The organism is Arenibaculum sp. (genome assembly GCF_035998295.1).
Taxonomy (GTDB): domain Bacteria; phylum Pseudomonadota; class Alphaproteobacteria; order Azospirillales; family Azospirillaceae; genus DASYHS01.
This window is the reverse complement of record NZ_DASYHS010000008.1, coordinates 14507-32101: the sequence shown is the minus strand read 5'-3', so window position 1 is coordinate 32101 and position 17595 is coordinate 14507. Positions and strand designations below refer to the sequence as shown.

General features: G+C 71.2%; 21 protein-coding genes. 11 read left to right on the top strand and 10 right to left on the bottom strand.

Translation table 11 applies throughout. The features are described 5' to 3' along the window. Nucleotides 1-103 precede the first annotated feature (103 nt). From VGO20_RS00455 to VGO20_RS00415, 9 genes are all read right to left on the bottom strand, one after another. The gene (locus VGO20_RS00455) at nt 104-808 is read right to left on the bottom strand and encodes an RES family NAD+ phosphorylase (RefSeq protein WP_327500302.1); all 705 of its coding nucleotides are present in this window, start codon (nt 806-808) and stop codon (nt 104-106) included. Next, on the bottom strand, nt 805-1215 hold the full coding sequence (locus VGO20_RS00450) for an MbcA/ParS/Xre antitoxin family protein (protein WP_327500301.1): 411 nt from the start codon (nt 1213-1215) through the stop codon (nt 805-807). The genes VGO20_RS00455 and VGO20_RS00450 overlap by 4 nt, the downstream gene beginning before the upstream one ends. Nucleotides 1216-1332: 117 nt before the next feature. Beyond that, nucleotides 1333-1854 (bottom strand): RES family NAD+ phosphorylase, encoded by a 522-nt coding sequence (locus VGO20_RS00445; RefSeq protein WP_327500300.1) that lies wholly within the window; start codon nt 1852-1854, stop codon nt 1333-1335. Next, entirely contained in the window at nt 1854-2291 is a 438-nt protein-coding gene (locus VGO20_RS00440; RefSeq protein ID WP_327500299.1) for an antitoxin Xre-like helix-turn-helix domain-containing protein, read from the bottom strand. The genes VGO20_RS00445 and VGO20_RS00440 overlap by 1 nt, the downstream gene beginning before the upstream one ends. A gap of 120 nt (nt 2292-2411) precedes the next feature. After that, nucleotides 2412-2612: a DUF2783 domain-containing protein gene (locus VGO20_RS00435; protein WP_327500298.1), complete on the bottom strand. Its 201-nt coding sequence runs from the start codon at nt 2610-2612 to the stop codon at nt 2412-2414. Continuing rightward, the gene (locus VGO20_RS00430; RefSeq protein WP_327500297.1) at nt 2609-4291 is read right to left on the bottom strand and encodes an FAD-dependent oxidoreductase; all 1683 of its coding nucleotides are present in this window, start codon (nt 4289-4291) and stop codon (nt 2609-2611) included. The genes VGO20_RS00435 and VGO20_RS00430 overlap by 4 nt, the downstream gene beginning before the upstream one ends. A gap of 16 nt (nt 4292-4307) precedes the next feature. Further along, complete coding sequence (locus VGO20_RS00425; protein WP_327500296.1) at nt 4308-5258, bottom strand: MBL fold metallo-hydrolase; 951 nt, start codon at nt 5256-5258, stop codon at nt 4308-4310. Between the two features lie 22 nt (nt 5259-5280). Beyond that, nucleotides 5281-6267 (bottom strand): fumarylacetoacetate hydrolase family protein, encoded by a 987-nt coding sequence (locus tag VGO20_RS00420; protein WP_327500295.1) that lies wholly within the window; start codon nt 6265-6267, stop codon nt 5281-5283. A gap of 35 nt (nt 6268-6302) precedes the next feature. Next, nucleotides 6303-7445 carry a homogentisate 1,2-dioxygenase gene (locus VGO20_RS00415; RefSeq protein WP_327500294.1) on the bottom strand — a complete coding sequence of 381 codons (1143 nt, stop codon included), beginning with the start codon at nt 7443-7445 and terminating at the stop codon, nt 6303-6305. Nucleotides 7446-7769: 324 nt separating this feature from the next. Here VGO20_RS00415 and VGO20_RS00410 point away from each other — a divergent pair, with 324 nt between their 5' ends. Continuing rightward, a complete protein-coding gene (locus tag VGO20_RS00410) occupies nt 7770-8141 on the top strand; it encodes a hypothetical protein (protein WP_327500293.1) in 372 nt (123 codons plus the stop codon). A 100-nt stretch (nt 8142-8241) separates the two neighbouring features. Then, nucleotides 8242-8406: a hypothetical protein gene (locus VGO20_RS00405; protein ID WP_327500292.1), complete on the top strand. Its 165-nt coding sequence runs from the start codon at nt 8242-8244 to the stop codon at nt 8404-8406. A 52-nt stretch (nt 8407-8458) separates the two neighbouring features. On the opposite strand, the gene gcvA is transcribed toward VGO20_RS00405, so the two are convergent. Further along, complete coding sequence (gcvA, locus tag VGO20_RS00400; protein WP_327500291.1) at nt 8459-9349, bottom strand: transcriptional regulator GcvA; 891 nt, start codon at nt 9347-9349, stop codon at nt 8459-8461. A 131-nt stretch (nt 9350-9480) separates the two neighbouring features. Here gcvA and VGO20_RS00395 point away from each other — a divergent pair, with 131 nt between their 5' ends. The 9 genes from VGO20_RS00395 (at nt 9481) to VGO20_RS00355 (ending at nt 17578) form a co-directional block, all read left to right on the top strand. Then, a complete protein-coding gene (locus tag VGO20_RS00395) occupies nt 9481-10185 on the top strand; it encodes an SDR family oxidoreductase (RefSeq protein ID WP_327500290.1) in 705 nt (234 codons plus the stop codon). A gap of 210 nt (nt 10186-10395) precedes the next feature. After that, nucleotides 10396-11475, top strand: a complete 1080-nt coding sequence (locus VGO20_RS00390) for an inositol-3-phosphate synthase (RefSeq protein WP_327500289.1) — start codon at nt 10396-10398, stop codon at nt 11473-11475. A 28-nt stretch (nt 11476-11503) separates the two neighbouring features. Next, on the top strand, nt 11504-12097 hold the full coding sequence (locus VGO20_RS00385) for a histidine phosphatase family protein (protein WP_327500288.1): 594 nt from the start codon (nt 11504-11506) through the stop codon (nt 12095-12097). Further along, nucleotides 12094-13191 (top strand): CgeB family protein, encoded by a 1098-nt coding sequence (locus tag VGO20_RS00380; protein ID WP_327500287.1) that lies wholly within the window; start codon nt 12094-12096, stop codon nt 13189-13191. The genes VGO20_RS00385 and VGO20_RS00380 overlap by 4 nt, the downstream gene beginning before the upstream one ends. A 2-nt stretch (nt 13192-13193) precedes the next feature. After that, nucleotides 13194-13949 (top strand): sugar phosphate nucleotidyltransferase, encoded by a 756-nt coding sequence (locus VGO20_RS00375; protein WP_327500286.1) that lies wholly within the window; start codon nt 13194-13196, stop codon nt 13947-13949. Next, nucleotides 13946-14716 (top strand): TIGR04290 family methyltransferase, encoded by a 771-nt coding sequence (locus VGO20_RS00370; protein ID WP_327500285.1) that lies wholly within the window; start codon nt 13946-13948, stop codon nt 14714-14716. The genes VGO20_RS00375 and VGO20_RS00370 overlap by 4 nt, the downstream gene beginning before the upstream one ends. Next, nucleotides 14713-15612 carry a glycoside hydrolase 5 family protein gene (locus VGO20_RS00365; RefSeq protein WP_327500284.1) on the top strand — a complete coding sequence of 300 codons (900 nt, stop codon included), beginning with the start codon at nt 14713-14715 and terminating at the stop codon, nt 15610-15612. The genes VGO20_RS00370 and VGO20_RS00365 overlap by 4 nt, the downstream gene beginning before the upstream one ends. Before the next feature lie 71 nt (nt 15613-15683). Next, nucleotides 15684-16637: a glycosyltransferase gene (locus VGO20_RS00360; protein WP_414639759.1), complete on the top strand. Its 954-nt coding sequence runs from the start codon at nt 15684-15686 to the stop codon at nt 16635-16637. Further along, nucleotides 16634-17578: a GNAT family N-acetyltransferase gene (locus tag VGO20_RS00355; RefSeq protein WP_327500283.1), complete on the top strand. Its 945-nt coding sequence runs from the start codon at nt 16634-16636 to the stop codon at nt 17576-17578. Before VGO20_RS00360 ends, VGO20_RS00355 begins: the two co-directional genes overlap by 4 nt. Nucleotides 17579-17595: the final 17 nt, after the last annotated feature.

Here is a 17595-nt window from a genome sequence, read left to right as displayed (position 1 = left end):
TCGTAGTTCCGGCCGCCGTAGAATATTCCGAGGACGGGAACAGGAACCGGCGCTGCTGTCGGAGATCGGCGGCGACGGCTGAGGGGGCCGCTGGTCGCCCCGTTCAGGGATCCGGCAGCGCATACCAGTCGCTGCCTCCGATCACGAAGTACCGGCTCACGCGCGCGCCGTCCCAATGGTACTGGAGCGTCCGGGCCTGGGTGATCGGCAGGCGGATCAGGTCGGGCCAGAACAGCGCCGCGGCTTGGCCCGCCGGCCAGCGCACGCTGGGATAGACGATGCCGTCGCTTCCCGCGGCCCGCAAGGAGGCGGCCAGGACCTGCGCCGGAGCCCAGTCGTCGGGATGCAGGCAGTCCTGCCAGCCGCCGTCCCGCAGGTCGTGCAGCGAACCGGCGACGCGGGCCGTCAACTCGCGGAACTGCGCGTCGGCGGCCGGCTCCGCGGTGCGGCGCATGAACCGCTCGAAGTGATGGACGGTCTCCATCAGCGCCACCTCGAAGCGGTCGCCGCAGTACCAGACGCCGTAGCTGCCGTCGGAGAAGCGGCCGGGCCGGTCGCGCGAGACATGGGTGAAGGCCCCCATGGCGAGGCTGGCGCCCGGTCCCGCCAGGCGCCGGGCCGCCGGTACCAGGCTGATGTCGCCGATCTGGTCGCGCACGCGGGGATTGGTCTTGGCTTCGGCGCCGGCGATCAGGTCCCAGTCGGCCGGGTCGGCGATGTCCTCGAACAGCCAGACGGGCGGGTAGATGGTCCGGACGATGCGGTGGCCGACGCGCCAGTCGATCCCGGCGCGCCGCGGCTTCCTCACCAGCCGCCCCGCTCGGCGTCCAGGTAGCCGCGCACGGCCGTGATGTCGCTGGGCGCGCCGGCCAGCATGCGGTCGAGCGCCGACCGGCCGCCGAAGGCCTCGTTCGGCCTGGATACCCAGGCATAGGCCCGCTCGGGCTCCATGAACATGTGCCGCAAGGCCTTGTGGATGCCCATCAGGTCGCCGAGGCGCCATACCGTGTCGTGGGGCACGATGCCGATGTCGCCGCGCTTCCAGCGATAGAAGGTCGACGGGCTCGGCTGGCCGAGCAGCACCCTGGCCTGCGCGTCGCTCACCCGCCACAGCTTGAACAGGTTGAAGGCGGCCCGCAGCATCGCCGCCGCTTCGGCCTGCGTGATCTCCCCCGTCACCGGCTCGCCGATCGTCGTTGGGAGGACCCGGGGCATGATGATCCCTTTATGTCAGTCGACATAATTACTAACTTATTCTGCCGGGTGGCACAAGGAAGCCGGAAGTGGGCTCCACGGGCCGAGTGCCCGAACACCACACCCGATAAACGTCGCTCACGTACCCCGGCGCGTGCCGCTCCTGGGGAGAGGAGCTCCCGGGCTTGAAAACAGGCGTGCGTCCCAGGGCACGGGTATGTCGAGCCCATGGGTGATCTTTGGGAACTCCGGATGATCAGGATTGATCAGGATGTTCGTGTCGGTGCGTGCGACGACACTCGGCACGAACAGCAGCAAGGAGCGCCTTTCCGTCTGCCATGCCTCACCGAATTGCCGGGAGGCGGTGCAGGACGCGTCGTCCCAGCTCGGCAGCGTGTGCGGCGTCACCACTTCGTAGGAAACACCGTTGGGAATGGTGATCTCGATATAGTGCTGGTCGGGCGGCAACATTCCACTGCCATGGACGAGCTTCTCGAGCAAAGCTGTGGAGTAATGCTCGCTCGTATAGAGTACGGGGCTTGTCGTGGTGTTCCACCGGCCCGGGTTCATGGTCGAGCCGGTGGCATCGTAGATCGGGTATTTGCCGTGCGGGTCGCCGATGCGATAGCTGCGCAATACCCGGTCGAGCGTCCGAGGCATTATGCAGCGGTCCCGTGTTTCAGGCGCCCCAGGATATCCTCGACGAGCTTCGCCCCGAAATCATTGGCCATGACGATATCGATCGGCCGTCGCAGATCGAGCAATGGATGCTCGCGCCATAGAAAGGCTCTGGCATTCTCAGCGGATTTCCAAACCTCCACGGCCAAAGCCCATACGCGCGCCACCCGCTCGACGCGGTTGCTTTCTTCGGTCGTGAGGCGTTCACCCAGCTTGCGTCGGTTCAAGGTAGCGCGCGGAACGATGCGATGCTTGAAGGAGGTATCGGAAGGCGCCACGAACCCCGAGACCCGCTCGAGAGATTTGACGGGCAGTCCTTCTTCCAGGATGGACACCATTCGAAGAGGCGTGACCGGCTTTTTCTCGTCGGCACCGATACCGAGCACATCCGCGACGTCCAGAAGCCCAGCTTGCGACATGGCAGCCTCCAAAGCTCATTTGAGACAAAACATAGGCTCAAATGGCCCGGAACGCAAGGCGTCACGTCATTCGCAGGATATCCGGCGCCGAGGGAGAGGACGACGCTGGTCCGGCCTCCCTCACGGCTTGGCTGGCGGGGGCAGCAGTTCCACCCCCCGCCGAGCCTCCGCGATCAGGTCGCGCACCGCGTCGGGGTCGCCGATGCGCTCGCACAGGAGCAGGATCAGGCGCTGGCTCACGAACAGGCTGGCCTCTGTGTCCAGGCCGTCGTGGAGGCGGACGAGGTGCTCGTAGAGGTCGTCGGGGGTCGGCGTGCTCATGCCACGGCTCCTTCAGCGACGGTTCCGGTGGCGCGGGCGAGCGCCGCGCGCAGGCGGGATGCGTCGAAGCGCGCCCAGCGGGCGGCGACGTGCTGGTCGGGGCGGATCAGGTGGGCCGAGCCCGGGCGGCCGGCGTAGCGGACGCGCGCCAGGCCGTCGCGGTCGACCAGGACAGGCACGCCCGCGGGCATGCCGGCGGCGGCGGACGTGTCGGGGACGACCGCGAGCAGGGTGATGCCGGCAGGCAGTCCTTCGGGCAGGTCGCGTGCGGTTTCGGCGAAGACCATCAGGCGGAAGGTGCCGCCGAGCGCGTCCAGCAGCCATGCCGCGGTCCCGTCGGGGGCCGCGACCGGGGCGTCGGGGCAAGGGGTGCCGGGTGCCGCCCCGCCGTCCCATTCGTCCGCGTCCGGCGTCTGGAGCGACAGGCCGGCCAGCGAGCACGGCACCGAGAGGCGGCCGCTGTTGACGAGGCGGCGCGCGAAGTCGCGGCTGCCGGCCAGCGACAGCACGGCGTCGCGCAGGGCCTTGCTGCCCGGCCCCTTGGGAGTGATGAAGTCGGTGCTGCGGGTGGAGTTCATGATGTTCTCGTCGCAGCCGTGGACGCGCTCCTCGTCATAGGTGTCGAGCAGCGCGTCGGGCGCCTCGCCGCGGATCACCGCGGCCAGCTTCCAGGCGAGGTTGTCGGCGTCCTGGATGCCGCTGTTGCCGCCGCGGGCACCGAAGGGCGAGACCTGGTGCGCGCTGTCGCCCACGAACAGCACGCGGCCGTGCCGGAAACGCGCCAGCCGGCGGCACTGGAAGGTGTAGACGCTGACCCATTCCAGCTCGAACTCCGCGTCCTCGCCCAGCATCGCCTTCAGGCGGGGCAGGACGCGCTCGGGCCGCCTCTCCTCCTCCGGGTCCGCCTGCCAGCCGAGCTGCAGGTCGATGCGCCAGACGTCGTCGGCCTGGCGGTGCAGCAGCGCGCTCCCCCCGGGATGGAAGGGTGGGTCGAACCAGAACCAGCGCTCGGTCGGGAAACCGGCCTTCATGCGGACGTCGGCGATCAGGAAGCGGTCCTCGAACACCTTCCCCTCGAAGGCGAGGCCGAGCAGCTTGCGCGTCGGGCTGCGGGCGCCGTCGGCGGCCAGCACCCAGTCGGCCTCGATCCGGTAGCGGCCGTCCGGCGTCTCGACCTCGAGCAGGACGGCGTCGCCGCGCCGCTCCAGGCCGACGAGGCGGTTCTTCCAGCGCAGCTCCACTCCCGGCAGGCCGGCGGCCGCGCGGTCGATCAGGTATTCCTCGACGTAGTATTGCTGGAGATTGATGAAGGCCGGCATCGCGTGGCCGGCCTCGGGCAGCAGGTTGAAGGAATAGACGAGGTCGTCGCGGTGGAAGACCTTGCCCAGGTTCCAGGTGATGCCCTTCGCGACCATGCGGCCGGCCACGCCCAGCCGGCCGAAGATCTCCAGCGTCCGCTTGGACCAGCAGATCGCCCGGCTGCCGGTGGAGACGGTGTCGTCCTCGTCGATGAGGAGCACCGGGACGCCGTGCAGCCCCAGGTCGATCGCGGCGGCGAGGCCGACCGGCCCGCCGCCGACGACGACCACGGGCCGGCGCCCCTGCCCGCCCCCCTGCCCGCCGCCCGACAGCTCGGGCGGCGGGCGATACTCCAGGAGCGTGCGCCCGGCAGCTTCCATCGCCGTGCGCCCCGGCTCAGTCGTTCAGGTCCTTCCACATCTGGACGTCGCGCTCGGCGGTCCAGATGCGGGGGTCGCGGGTGCCGCTCATCTCGTCGTAGCAGCGCGTCACGTTGAACGGCATGCAGTGCTGGAAGATCACCCACTTGCCGTAGCGCGGCTCCAGCTTCTCCATCGCCGTCGCGTAGACCTGCTTCAGCGAGTGGCCGGCCTCGACCCCCACCTTGACGACGGCGGTGACGTCGGTCAGGAAGCCGCGGGTCTCCTTCAGGCCGGTCTCGACGTCGCCCGGGCTGCGCAGCGCCTCGCCCCGGCCGGGGACCATCGCCTGCGCGCCGTAGGACGACAGCCCGTCCAGCGTGCCCGGCCAGTCCGTGAAATAGGCGTCGCCGCAATAGGGCGTGGCGCCGAACTCGACGAGGTCGCCGGAGAACATCACCTTCTCCTTCGGCAGCCACACGACGCTGTCGCCCTTGGTGTGGCCGCGCCCGGCATGGACGATGTGCACCTCGCGCTTGCCCATCCACACGACGAGGCGATCGTGGAACACGATCGAGGGCCAGGTCAGGCCGGGCACGGTCTCGACCGCCTTGAACAGGCGCGGGAAGCGCTGGATCTCCGACGCCATGTCCTGCTCGCCGCGCTCCACGATCAGGTCGTAGGTCGCGTCGCTCGCGATGATCGTGTCGGCGCCGTAGCCGGACGCGCCGAGCACGCGCACGGCGTGGTAATGGGTCAGGACGACATGCCGGACCGGCTTGTCGGTGACGGTGCGGATGTGGCCGACCAGTTCCTGCGCCATCGCCGGGGTGGCGCGCGCGTCGATCACCATGACGCCGTCGTCGCCGACGATCACGCCCGAGTTGGGGTCGCCCTCGGCGGTGAGGCAGTAGACCCCGTCCGCGAGTTCCTCGAACTTCGTCTTCTTCTCTTCGAGATCGGCCTGGGAGGCGAAAGCCTTCGCCATGTCGTATCCTCCGGAACGGGTGTCAGGGCTGGTAGCGGACGACCTGCTGCTCGATCGCGCCGAAGATGCTGGCGCCGTTCCCGTCCAGCATCTCGATCCGGACGCGGTCGCCGAAGCGCAGGAACGGCGTGCGCGGCTCGCCGAACTCGATCGTCTCGCGCATGCGCCGCTCGGCGAGGCAGGAGGAGCCGACCGAGGGGTCGGAATTGGCGACCGTGCCCGAGCCGATGATGGCGCCGGCGCCGAGATGGCGCGTCTGGGCGGCATGGGCGATGAGCCGCGCGAAGTCGAAGGTCATGTCGACGCCGGCGTCCGGCCGGCCGAAGGGCTCGCCGTTGATCGCGCTGAGCAGCGGCAGGTGCACCTTGTTGTCGCGCCAGGCCGGGCCGAGCTCGTCCGGCGTCACCGCGACCGGCGAGAAGGCGCTGGCGGGCTTGCTCTGGAAAAAGCCGAAGCCCTTCGCCAGCTCGTTCGGGATCAGCCCGCGCAGCGAGACGTCGTTGACCAGCATCACCAGCCGGATGTGGCGGGCGGCGTCCTCGGGCGTCACCGCCATCGGGACGTCGCCGGTCACCACCGCCACCTCCGCCTCGAGGTCGATGCCGTGGCTCTCGTCGATCGCCTCGATCGGGTCGCGGGGGCCGACGAACCGGTCGGAGCCGCCCTGGTACATCAGCGGGTCGGTCCAGAAGCTCGGCGGCATCTGCGCGCCGCGCGCCTTGCGCACCAGCTCGACATGGGTGACGTAGGCCGAGCCGTCGGCCCACTGGTAGGCGCGCGGTAGCGGCGAGGCGCAGGCCGCGGGGTCGAACGCGAACGCGTCCGCGGCCCGCCCCGCCTCCAGGTCGTCCTGGACGCGGGCGAGCGGGCCCCGGGTCTCGTCCCAGCGGTCCAGCGCGTCCTGCAGGGTGCGGGCGACGTCCGGCACCCGGACGGCGCGCGACAGGTCGCGGGACACGACGACCAGCGTGCCGTCGCGCCCCCCCTCCTTCAGCGAAGCGAGCTTCATTCCCAGCCTGTCCCCTTCTTCTTATCCGGTTCTTGTTACTCGGCCGCCTTGGCTACCGGCGGCTTCCAGCTCTCGACGTAGTCGCCGCGCTCCACCGACGCGGCACCCTGGCCGATCTCCAGCGCGTCGCGGGTGTCGACCATCACCGCGTACTCGTCCGTGGCGGGCTTGCGCGGCGTGAACGCCGCCTGCAGCGCCTTCGGGTGCGGGCCGTGGGTGAAGCCGCAGGGATGGAAGGTGACCATGCCGGGATGGATGTTGTCGCGCGAGAAGAAGTCGCCGGCGTGGTAGAACAGCACTTCGTCGTAGTCGTCGTTGTTGTGGTAGAACGGCACCTTGAGGGCGCCCGGATCGCTCTCGAACGGCCGCGGCGCGAAGGTGCAGACGACGAAGCGGTCGGCGACGAAGGTCGTGTGGGCCGACGGCGGCAGATGGTAGCGGTGGCTCATCAGCGGCCGGATGTCCTCGACGTTGACGCGCACCGCCGTCAGGTCGCCCTTCCAGCCCGTGGCGTCGAGCGGGTTGAACGGATAGGTCACCGTCGAGATGGCGTTGCGCCGCTTGATGCGGACCTTCCACTCGTCCTCGGTCTGCTGCGCCCGGAAGGCGTCGTCGATGGCGGGGACGTCGAGGATCGCCGGGTCGAAGATCGCATGCGGGCCGAGCATGCCCTTGTCCGGCAGCTTGTAGGTGGAGCCCGTCGCCTCGATCAGCAGGGCCGTCACCGGTTCGGCGCATTCGAGCCGCCACATCGTCCCGCGCGGCAGCACGACGTAGTCGCCGGCGCGGAACGCCAGATGGCCGTAGTCGCAATAGAGGTCGCCGCGCCCGGTGTGGACGAACAGCAGCTCGTCGCCGTCGCCGTTGCGCACGAGATGGTCCATGCGCCGGGGTGCGCGCCACAGGCGCATCCGCACCGAGGCGTTGTAGAGGATCTCCGCCGCGTCCCAGGGGGAGGCCTGGGCGCCCTCCAGCCGCGTCAGGTCGAAGGCGCGGGGGCGCAGCGGCCCTTCCCAGTCGGTCCAGCCCGTCGGCGGATGCTTGTGGTACATGTGCGTGGCGGGCCCGAAGAAGCCCTCCTTGCCCAGCTCCCGCTCGTAAGTGCCCGGCGGCAGGTCGGCATGGGCCTGGCGCGAGGTCGTCCCCTCGATCCTGGGGAACGAGATGTAGTTCTTCATGGAACGGCTCCCTCCGTGCTCCTGCTTCGCGCGGACACGAGCTTGCGCAGCCCGACCGCACGACGAAACGGTGCGTCCGATTAGTATCGTTTCAAACGAAACCATTGACAAGCGGATTGTCACGAACCCGCCTCAATGGTGCCACCGGACGGCCGGGGTTGGAACCCGCGGAACGCGCCCGGCCATCCGAATCCCCATGATGTGTGCGGCCCCATCGCCGGAGGCAAGGCGGTGGCGTCATCGGCACCGCTTGCGGACGGCCCGGCGCGAGCCCATCTCCGGGAACGATGCCGGCCCTGCCGGCCCGGCCACGGACCCGATCGCTTGACCCTCGACCTGCCCGCCCTGCGCATGAGGCTGCTGCCGCTGCTGCTCGCGGTGATGGCGGCCGTCGGCGCGTCGACGGCAGGGGCCGGGCGGACGGACGGCCCGGCGCAGCCGGAGCTTTCCTCCGGCCAGGCGACGGAACGGGCGGTGGCGGTCAGGCTCGCCGAGCGCAACCCGCGCGCCCTGCCGCCCGGCACGCCGGACGACGGCCGGTACGCCCACCCCGTCGCCGGCCCGGCAATGCCGGCGCCGGCCCCGGTCCGGGCGGCGACGCCCGATGCCGGCCATGCCCCCGGCGCCGGGCACGCCACGCCGCGGTTCCCGACCGGTCCTCCTTCCGGGCTCCCCAGCGGGACGCCGCCTGCCTGAGCGCCGCCCCGCTCCCGCCACCACGACACCCGACATCACAGACGCGGCCGCGACGCCGGGACGGCGAGCCCGCCCGGCCGGCCGCGGGGAGCCCTTTTCCATGAACGCAACGATCGTGAAACTGTCCGTCCTGGCGATCGCCACGGCGGTGCTGCTCGTCGCCCAGACCAAGCTCGCGGCGCTGGCCTTCTTCGTGGTCCTGATCGGCCTGTTCCTCCAGGCCGTCTTCAACTCCACCGAGACGAGCGGCGGGCCGTCGGTCTGACGGAACGGGCCTGAGGGAACAGGTGGGGCGGCCGGGCAGGCCCGGCCGCCCCCTACCTGGATCGCCGATCCAGGAGCCAAGCCCTCACGGATGCGGTCGCGGCGGGGTCCCGCGGCTTGCGCGGTGCGACGACGTAGAAGTCCGTGCCGCCCCGCATCGAGCCGTCGAAGGCGAGTACGAGCCGTCCGGCCTCCAGGTCCTGCTCGACCAGGAAGCGGCTCGCGACGGCAAGCCCCTGCCCCGCGACCGCCGCGTCGATGGCGAGCAGCGTCTGGCTGAAGCGCTGCCCCCTCCCGGACGGGAAGCGATCGGTTCCCAGGACGTGGTCGACGAACTGGGGCCAGAGGTCATGCGCGTCATGCAGCAGGACGAGGTCGCCCAGGTCATCGGCCGTCAACGGCCGCCCCCGGTCGCGGATCAGGGACGGGCTGCACACCGCCACGACCTCGTGCTCGAAGAGCGGGTCGACCGCCAGGCCGGGACCGAAGGGCGGATGGCCCTGGCGCACGGCGACGTCGACGCCGTCGGAGCGGAAATCCGCCAGCCCCTCGCTGGCGACGATCCGGAGCTCCAGGGCCGGGTGCTCCCTCGAGAACTCCGGCAGCCGCGGGATCAGCCATTTCGACGCGAAGGTCGGCGTCACGCTGATCGTCACCTGCGACGGCCGGGGCCTCAGGGTCGCCGTGGCCTCCGAGATCAGCTCGAAGGCGCGCCGGATATTGGCGACATAGGCGCGCCCCGTAGCGGTCAGGGCGAGGGACCGCGGCAGGCGGTCGAACAGCCTGATCCCGAGATCCGCCTCGAGCCCGCGGACCTGCTGCGCGACGGCGCCCTGCGTCACGCCGAGCTCTTCCGCGGCCAGGCGGAAATTCAGGTGACGCGCCGAAGCCTCGAAGGCCCGCAGTCCGTTCAACGAGGGCAGCCTGACGCGTTTCCCCGCCATCCCAGTAGAATTCCTACACCCACGACGTCGAAGAACTGCTTAGTCCATCGCGCGGTCCGGCGCCATGATAATGCCGGGGAGCGCAGGCGGGCCGCCTGCCGCTTCCGGAACATCCGGCAGGAGCAAGAGGCATGGCAGTAGAAAAGGTCGCGCTCGTCACCGCAGGCGGCAGCGGCATGGGCGCGGAGGCGGCGCGCAGGCTGGCCCAGGACGGCTTCAAGATCGCCGTCCTGTCCTCGTCCGGGAAGGGCGAGGCGCTGGCCGGGGATCTCGGCGGGTTCGGGATCACGGGCTCGAACCAGTCGAACGACGACCTGAAGCGCCTGGTCGACGGGGCGATGGAGCGCTGGGGGCGCATCGACGTGCTGGTCAACAGCGCGGGGCACGGTCCCAGGGCCCCGGTGCTCGAGCTCACGGACGAGCAATGGCACACCGGGCTCGACGTCTACCTGATGAACGTGATCCGCCCGACGCGCCTCGTGGCGCCCATCATGCAGCGGCAGAAGTCCGGCGCGATCATCAACGTCTCCACCGCCTGGGCGTTCGAACCGAGCGCCATGTTCCCGACCTCGGCCGTGTTCCGGGCGGGCCTCGCGTCGTTCACGAAGATCTTCGCGGACACCCATGCGGCCGACAACGTGCGCATGAACAACGTGCTGCCGGGCTGGATCGACAGCCTTCCCGCGACGGAGGAACGCCGCGCCAGCGTGCCGATGCAGCGCTACGGCACGAGCCGGGAGATCGCCGCGACCATCGCCTTCCTCGCCTCCGAGGGAGCCGGATACATCACCGGGCAGAACATCCGCGTCGACGGAGGCCTGACCCGCGCCGTCTGAGGTCCCTGAGCGCGCCGGTATTCCCGGCCGCCCCCTCCCCGGGAGACCGGGAAGGCGGCACGATCATCGGGCGGGCCACCCCGCCGGGGCACCTCCGCCGCCCCGGCGGGTCCCGGCTTTCTCCCGAAGATCCAGGAACAAGCCCTCCAATTCGCACGTTACGCAGCCGGAATCCCACTCTGGCCGCACAACGTAGAACGGAGCGCGCTCTTGAGCGACAAGAAGATCCGGGTTGCCATCGTCGGGGTCGGGAACTGCGCTTCGTCGCTGGTCCAGGGGCTTCATTACTATCGGCACGCCGACCCGGAAGAACAGGTGCCCGGGCTGATGCATGTGGACCTCGGCGGATACCATGTCGCCGACGTCGAGATCTCGGCCGCCTTCGACGTCAGCGCCGACAAGGTCGGGCGCGACCTCGCCGACGCCATTCTGGCGCAGCCCAACAACACCGCGGTGTTCGCGGAGGTGCCGGCGACCGGCGTCCAGGTCCGGCGCGGACCGACGCTGGACGGCCTCGGCAAATACGTCGCCGGCCAGATACGGGAGTCCGAAGCGCCTGCCGAGGACGTCGCGGAGGTGCTGCGCCGGACCGGGACCCAGGTGCTGGTGTCCTACCTGCCCGTCGGCTCGGAGCGGGCGGCGCGCTGGTACGCGGAGCGCGCGCTCGACGCCGGCTGCGCCTTCGTCAACTGCATGCCGGTCTTCCTCGCCTCCGACGACGGCTGGCGGCGGCGCTTCGAGGAGAAGCGCCTGCCCGTGATCGGCGACGACATCAAGTCGCAGGTCGGCGCCACCATCGTCCACCGGGTCCTGACCAACCTGTTCGCGGAGCGCGGCGTGCGGCTGGACCGCACCTACCAGCTCAATTTCGGCGGCAACACCGATTTCCGGAACATGCTCGAGCGCGAGCGGCTCGACAGCAAGAAGATCTCCAAGACCAACGCGGTGACGAGCCAGCTCGGCGCGCCGCTGCCGGCGGACGCGGTCCATGTCGGCCCCTCCGACTATGTGCCGTGGCTGGCCGACAGGAAATGGTGCTACATCCGCATGGAGGGCACGACCTTCGGCAACGTGCCGCTCAACATCGAGCTCAAGCTGGAGGTATGGGATTCGCCCAACTCCGCGGGGGTGGTCATCGATGCGGTGCGCTGCGCCCGGCTGGCGCTCGACCGCGGCATGGGCGGCGCGCTGATCGGCCCGTCGAGCTACTTCATGAAGTCGCCGCCCCAGCAGTTCACGGACGCCGAGGCGCGCCAACGCACGCTGAAATTCATCCGGGGCGAGGAGTGACCGCCGGCCGGCAAGCGGGGACCAGCCCGTGACCGTTTTCCATCTCGTCCGCCACGCGCAGCACGACTGGCTCGGCCGCGGCCTCGCCGGGCGGGAAGACGTGCCGCTGTCGCCGGCCGGGCTGGCGCAGGCGGAACGGCTGGCCGACCGGCTGGAACGCGAGCGGCCGGACATCCTCCAGTCGAGCCCGATGCTGCGCACGCGCCAGACCGCCGAGCCGCTCGCGCGCCGCCTCGGCGTCGCGGTCGAGACGGCGCCGGCGGTGCAGGAGATCGACTTCGGCGCCTGGACCGGCCGGAGCTTCGAGGAGCTGGACCGCGACCCGGCCTGGCACCGCTGGAACGCGGTGCGCAGCGCCGCCCGCGCACCCGGCGGGGAGGCGATGTTCGAGGTGCAGTCCCGCTTCGCCGCCCATCTGACGGCGCTGCACGCGGAGCACCCCGACGCCCGCATCGTGCTGTTCAGCCACGGCGACCCGATCCGGGCGGCGCTGGCCCACTGGCTGGGCGCGCCGCTCGACCTGTTCCTGCGCATCGAGGTGTCGCCGGCCTCGGTCAGCACGATCCTGCTCGACGCAGGCGGGCCGCGCGTCCTGCGCATCAACGAGGCTGTGCCCGAATGAAGCTCACCGTCTTCGGACTCACGATCAGCTCCTCCTGGGGCAACGGCCATGCCACGCTGTGGCGCGGGCTCGTGCGCGCGCTGGCGCGCCGCGGCCACCGGGTCACCTTCTTCGAACGCGACGTGCCCTACTATGCGGGCACGCGCGACCTGTCCGAGATCCCGAACGGCCGCCTCGTGCTCTATTCGGACTGGGACGAGGTCCGCGCGCAGGCCGAGCGGGAACTGGCCGACGCCGATGTCGGGATGGTCACCTCCTATTGCCCCGACGGGGTCGCGGCCGCCGACCTCGTCCTGGGGTCGCGGGTGGCGGCCCGCGTGTTCTACGACCTGGACACGCCGGTCACGCTGGCGAAGCTCGGCCGCGGCGAGCCGGTCGGCTACATCGGCCCGCGGGGCCTCGGCGACTTCGACCTGGTCCTCAGCTACACCGGCGGCGCCGCGCTGGCCGAGCTGCGCAGCCGCCTGGGCGCGCGCCGCACGGCGACGCTCTACGGCCATGTCGACCCGGAGATCCACCGCCCGGCCGCCCCGCAGGACCATTACCGGGCCGACCTTTCCTATATCGGCACCTATGCCGAGGACCGGCAGCGCGCGCTGGAGGCCCTGCTGGTCGAGCCGGCTCGCCGCATGCCGGAGCGCCGCTTCGTGATCGCGGGCGCCCAGTACCCGCAGGACTTTCCCTGGACCCCGAACATCCACTTCGTGCGGCACCTGGGACCGGACGAGCATCCCGCCTTCTACAGCTCGTCGCGGCTGACCTTGAACGTGACGCGCGCCGCCATGGCGGCGATGGGCTGGTGCCCGTCGGGCCGCCTGTTCGAGGCGACGGCGTGCGGGACGCCGGTGCTGTCGGACGCCTGGGACGGGCTGGACGCCTTCTTCGAGCCCGGGCGCGAGGTCCTGGTGGCGCGCGACACCGCCGAGGCCGAGGCCGCTCTCGGCCTGTCGGACGCCGAGCTGGGACGCATCGCCGCGGCCGCGCGCGAGCGCACCCTGGCCGAGCACACGGCCGACCGGCGCGTCGGCGACCTGTTCGCCGCCCTCGACGGCTGCTTCACCCCGACCGCAGACATCCAGCCCCTGGGGGCCTGAGCATGTGGGGAATCGTCCCGGCCGCGGGCAGCGGCACGCGCATCCAACCGCTCGCCTTCTCCAAGGAGCTGCTGCCGGTCGGCAGCCGCTTCGACGGCAGCACCGAACGGCCGCGGGCCGTCAGCGAGTACCTGGTCGAGCGCATGGTCCGGGCCGGGGCCGACAAGCTGTGCTTCGTGATCGCCCCGGGCAAGTCGGACATCCTCGAATACTACGGCGCCGGCTACGACGCCGCGGCGATCGCGTACGTGGTCCAGCCGGTGGCGGGCGGGCTGTGCGACGCGGTGTTCCGCGCGCTGCCGCTGATCGCGCCGGAGGAGATGGTGGTGGTCGGCCTGCCCGACACGGTGTGGTTCCCGGAGGACGCGCTGTGCGCGCTGCCCGACGGGGGGCTGTCCTTCCTGCTGTTCCCGGTCGAGCGGCCGGAATACTTCGACGCGGTCGTGCTCGACGACGAGGGCGGCGTGAGCGAGATCCAGGTCAAGTGCCCGAACCCCGCGTCGAACTGGATCTGGGGCGCGTTCAAGACGACGGGCGCCGTGCTGGCCGAGCTGCATGCGCTGTGGCTGGAGCGCGGCCGCAGCGACGAGTACATCGGCACGCTCGTCAACGCGTGGCTCGCCCGCGGCGGCCGCGCCCGCGGCGCGCGGGCCGGCCGGTCCTATGTCGACGTCGGCACCCTGCACGGGTACCGCGCAGCGATCGGCCTGCTCAGCACGCAGGCCGGAATCCCGGAGAAGGACGGGGTCCTCCCATGACCGTGACGACAAGAAGACTATCGACAGACGAGATCGAGGCACGCATCGCCGAACTCGGCCCCTGGTTCCACAACATCGACCTCGGCGGCGTCAGGACGGCGCCCGACCATTTCCTCGGCGACTATCCGGCACTGAAGTGGCGGGGCTTCGCGCATGCGATCCCCGCCGACCTCACGGGCAAGAGCGTCCTGGACATCGGCTGCAACGCCGGATTCTACGCGATCGAGATGAAGCGGCGGGGTGCCGCCAGGGTCGTCGGCATCGACGATTCCGACACCTATCTCGCCCAGGCGCGCTTCGCGGCCGAGACCTGCGGGGTCGAGATCGAGTTCCGCAACCTCTCGGTCTACGACGTCGCCCGGCTGGGCGAGCGGTTCGACCTCGTCCTGTTCATGGGCGTGCTGTACCACCTGCGCCATCCGCTGCTCGCCCTCGACCTGATCCACGAGCATGTCGCGGACGACATGCTGGTCTTCCAGTCCATGCAGCGCGGCAGCGCCGAGGTCGAGCCGGTGGGCGAGGACTACGATTTCTGGGAGACGGAGATCTTCGATCGTCCCGGCTTTCCCAGGATGCACTTCATCGAGAAGAGCTATTCCAACGACTGGACGAACTGGTGGGTGCCCAACCGCGCCTGCGTCGAGGCCATGCTGCGCAGCTCCGGGTTCGAGATCCGGGACCATCCGGAAGCGGAGGTCTATGTCTGCGGCAAGGTCGGGCGCGACGGCCCGGGAGCGGCGTACCCGGCGCAGGGGAGTGGACGATGATCGAAGCGGCGATGATCTGGAACGAGCCCAACAACAAGTCCCACTGGGACCCGGAGCTCGATCCCGACTGGGCGCATTTCGCCGGGATGGCGACGCTGGCCTGCGAGGCGATCCGGGCCGAGAACCCGGGCCTGCCGCGCGTGCTGGGCGGCATGTCGCCGATCGACCCCGGCTTCATCACCAACCTGCAGGGCCGCGGCGCGCTAGACGGGATCGACGTCGTGGCGGTCCACGGCTTCCCGCTGGACTGGAACCTGTGGCCGATCCACGACTGGCCGGCCAAGATCGACGAGATCCGCGCCGTCACCGACAAGCCGATCTGGGTCAGCGAGGTCGGCGTGTCCAGCTTCGGCGCCGAGGAGGTCCAGGAATGGGGCCTGAAGCGCACGGCGGAGCTGCTGGCAGGCCGGGTGCCGCGCGCCCACTGGTACAGCCTGTTCGACCTGCCGCGCGCCTGGCCGGCGACGACGCGCCACCGGGAGGCGGAAGGCTCCTCCTACTACCGGCATTTCTACATGGGCATCGTGCGCGAGGACGGGACCGAGAAGCCGGCCTACCGCGCCTTCGCCGACCTGACGCCGGATCTCGGCCTGTGCCAGTGGTTCCATTTCGAGGACCACCGCCTGGACGACGCCGTGCGCAGGATGCGCGAGCTGGGCGTGCGCCACCTGCGCACGGGGCTGAGCTGGGCCGACAGCTTCCGCCCCGGGGCGGATGCCTGGTTCGACCGCATGGTATCGGCGCTCGACGAGTTCGACGTCACCGTGACCTTCTGCTTCACCCCCGAGCATCGCGGCGTCGCCCCCCACCACTCCAGCCGGCCGCAGGTGCCCGAGGAGTTCGCGGAGTTCTGCGCGAGGATGGTGCGGCGCTACTGCCCCGGGGCGTCGGCCTGAGCCTGACCGTCCTGAGCGTCGCCTACCCGCTGGCGCCGGTCGGCCCCGACGCGGCGGGCGGCGCCGAGCAGGTGCTGGCCCATCTCGACGCCGCATTGGTGCGCGCGGGCCACCGTTCGCTGGTGGTGGCCTGCGCCGGCTCGCGCGTGGAGGGGGAGCTGCTGGAGGTGCCGCGCATCGAGGGCGTGCTCGACGACAAGACGCGCGCGCGGGCGCAGGAGAGCCACCGCCAAGCGATCGCGGCGGCGCTCACCACGCACCGCGTCGACCTCGTCCACCTGCACGGCATCGACTTCGACGCCTATCTGCCCCCGCCCGGCGTCCCGGCGCTGGCCACGCTGCACCTGCCCCCGTCCTGGTACGCCGAAGGCGCGCTGAGGCCCGGGCGGCCGCTGACCTGGCTCAACTGCGTGTCGGCGGCCCAGCACCGGACCTGCCCGCCCGGGCCGGCGCTGCTGGAGCCGATCGGGAACGGGGTCCCGGTCGAGGCGCTGGCCGCCCGGCACGCCAAGCGGGGCTACGCGCTCTGCATCGGCCGGATCTGCCCGGAGAAGGGATACCACCTCGCCCTCGACGCCGCCCGGCGGGCCGGACGACCGCTGCTGCTGGCCGGCCGGGTCTATCCCTATGCCGAGCACGAGGCGTACTGGGCCGCGCGGATCGAGCCGAGGCTCGACCGGCTGCGGCGCTTCGTCGGCCCGGCCGGCTTCGCGCGCAAGCGCCGCCTGCTGTCGGGCGCGCGCTGCCTGGTCGTGCCGAGCCTGGTGCCGGAGACCAGCTCCCTGGTCGCGATGGAAGCACTCGCCTGCGGGACGCCGGTCGTGGCGTTCCCGGCCGGCGCGCTGGCCGAGATCGTGGAGCATGGGCGCACCGGCTTCCTGGTCGAGGACGAGGCGGCCATGGCCGAGGCGATCGAGGCTTCGGGCGGCATCGACCCGGAGACCTGCCGTGCGGCCGCGCGCGAGCGCTTTTCGGCCGGGGCGATGACGCGGCGCTACCTCGACCTGTACGGACGCCTCGCATGAGGGTGGAGCTGCGCGAGGACGCGGGCGGGCTGGAGGAGGAGTGGTGGGAGCTGTGGCGGCGCTCGGCCGCCGGGCCGTTCCAGAGCCCCGCCTGGCTGCTGGCCTGGCGGGAATGCTTCGCCGACGGGCGCGCGGCGGTGCTGACGCTCCGCGCATCCGGCCGGCTCGTCGGCCTGCTGCCGCTGTTCGAGCTGGACGGGCGGCTGCTCGCCTGGGGGGCCGGGACGTCGGACTACCTGGACGGGGTGTTCGCGCCCGGCCTCGATCCCGTCCCGCTCGGCCATGCGCTCGGCCATGTGCTCGGCCGGGCGCTGGACGGGCTGCCGCTCGACCTGTTCCAGGTGCCGCCCGGCTCGCCGCTGCTCGCCATGCCGGCGCCCGAGGGCTGGCCGGACGCCGCGGGCGAGGGCGAGCCCTGCCCCGAGGTCGCCCTGCCCGCCCGCCTGTCCCGAAGCATGGCCCAGAACCTCCGCACCGCCCGCAACCGGGCCGAACGGGCCGGCGGCCTGGAGGCGGCGGCCGGCGGGCCGGAGCTGCTGGACGCGCTGTTCGCGCTGCATGGCGCGCGCTGGCGCGAGCACGGCGGCGGCGTGCTGTCGGACGCCCGGGTCGCCGACTTCCACCGCGCCGCCGTACCGGCGCTGGCCGCGTCGGGGCTGCTGCGCCTGTACCGGATCGCGGTCGGCGGCAGGACGGCGGCCGTCCTCTACGGCCTGTGCGCCAAGGGCCGCTTCCACTACTACATCGGCGGCTTCGACCCGGAGATGGCCCCGATCGGCCCGGGGACGATCGCGGTCGGGCACGCGATCGACGCCGCGACGGCCGAAGGTGCCGCGCATTTCGACTTCCTGCGCGGGCGCGAGCCCTACAAGTACCGCTGGGGGGCCGTCGACCGGCCGACCGGCACCCGCCGGATCGCCCCGCCGCCTACGGTCCGGTGACGGAACGACCGCCGGCG

Bases quoted from the DNA above. Each gene is read 5' to 3' on its own strand.
- VGO20_RS00450 (WP_327500301.1), bottom strand. From the start codon at position 1,215: ATGCCCCGGGTCCTCCCAACGACGATCGGCGAGCCGGTGACGGGGGAG.
- VGO20_RS00445 (WP_327500300.1), bottom strand. From the start codon at position 1,854: ATGCCTCGGACGCTCGACCGGGTATTGCGCAGCTATCGCATCGGCGAC.
- VGO20_RS00440 (WP_327500299.1), bottom strand. From the start codon at position 2,291: ATGTCGCAAGCTGGGCTTCTGGACGTCGCGGATGTGCTCGGTATCGGT.
- VGO20_RS00435 (WP_327500298.1), bottom strand. From the start codon at position 2,612: ATGAGCACGCCGACCCCCGACGACCTCTACGAGCACCTCGTCCGCCTC.
- VGO20_RS00430 (WP_327500297.1), bottom strand. From the start codon at position 4,291: ATGGAAGCTGCCGGGCGCACGCTCCTGGAGTATCGCCCGCCGCCCGAG.
- VGO20_RS00425 (WP_327500296.1), bottom strand. From the start codon at position 5,258: ATGGCGAAGGCTTTCGCCTCCCAGGCCGATCTCGAAGAGAAGAAGACG.
- VGO20_RS00420 (WP_327500295.1), bottom strand. From the start codon at position 6,267: ATGAAGCTCGCTTCGCTGAAGGAGGGGGGGCGCGACGGCACGCTGGTC.
- VGO20_RS00415 (WP_327500294.1), bottom strand. From the start codon at position 7,445: ATGAAGAACTACATCTCGTTCCCCAGGATCGAGGGGACGACCTCGCGC.
- VGO20_RS00405 (WP_327500292.1), top strand. From the start codon at position 8,242: ATGAACGCAACGATCGTGAAACTGTCCGTCCTGGCGATCGCCACGGCG.
- gcvA (WP_327500291.1), bottom strand. From the start codon at position 9,349: ATGGCGGGGAAACGCGTCAGGCTGCCCTCGTTGAACGGACTGCGGGCC.
- VGO20_RS00395 (WP_327500290.1), top strand. From the start codon at position 9,481: ATGGCAGTAGAAAAGGTCGCGCTCGTCACCGCAGGCGGCAGCGGCATG.
- VGO20_RS00380 (WP_327500287.1), top strand. From the start codon at position 12,094: ATGAAGCTCACCGTCTTCGGACTCACGATCAGCTCCTCCTGGGGCAAC.
- VGO20_RS00375 (WP_327500286.1), top strand. From the start codon at position 13,194: ATGTGGGGAATCGTCCCGGCCGCGGGCAGCGGCACGCGCATCCAACCG.
- VGO20_RS00370 (WP_327500285.1), top strand. From the start codon at position 13,946: ATGACCGTGACGACAAGAAGACTATCGACAGACGAGATCGAGGCACGC.
- VGO20_RS00365 (WP_327500284.1), top strand. From the start codon at position 14,713: ATGATCGAAGCGGCGATGATCTGGAACGAGCCCAACAACAAGTCCCAC.
- VGO20_RS00355 (WP_327500283.1), top strand. From the start codon at position 16,634: ATGAGGGTGGAGCTGCGCGAGGACGCGGGCGGGCTGGAGGAGGAGTGG.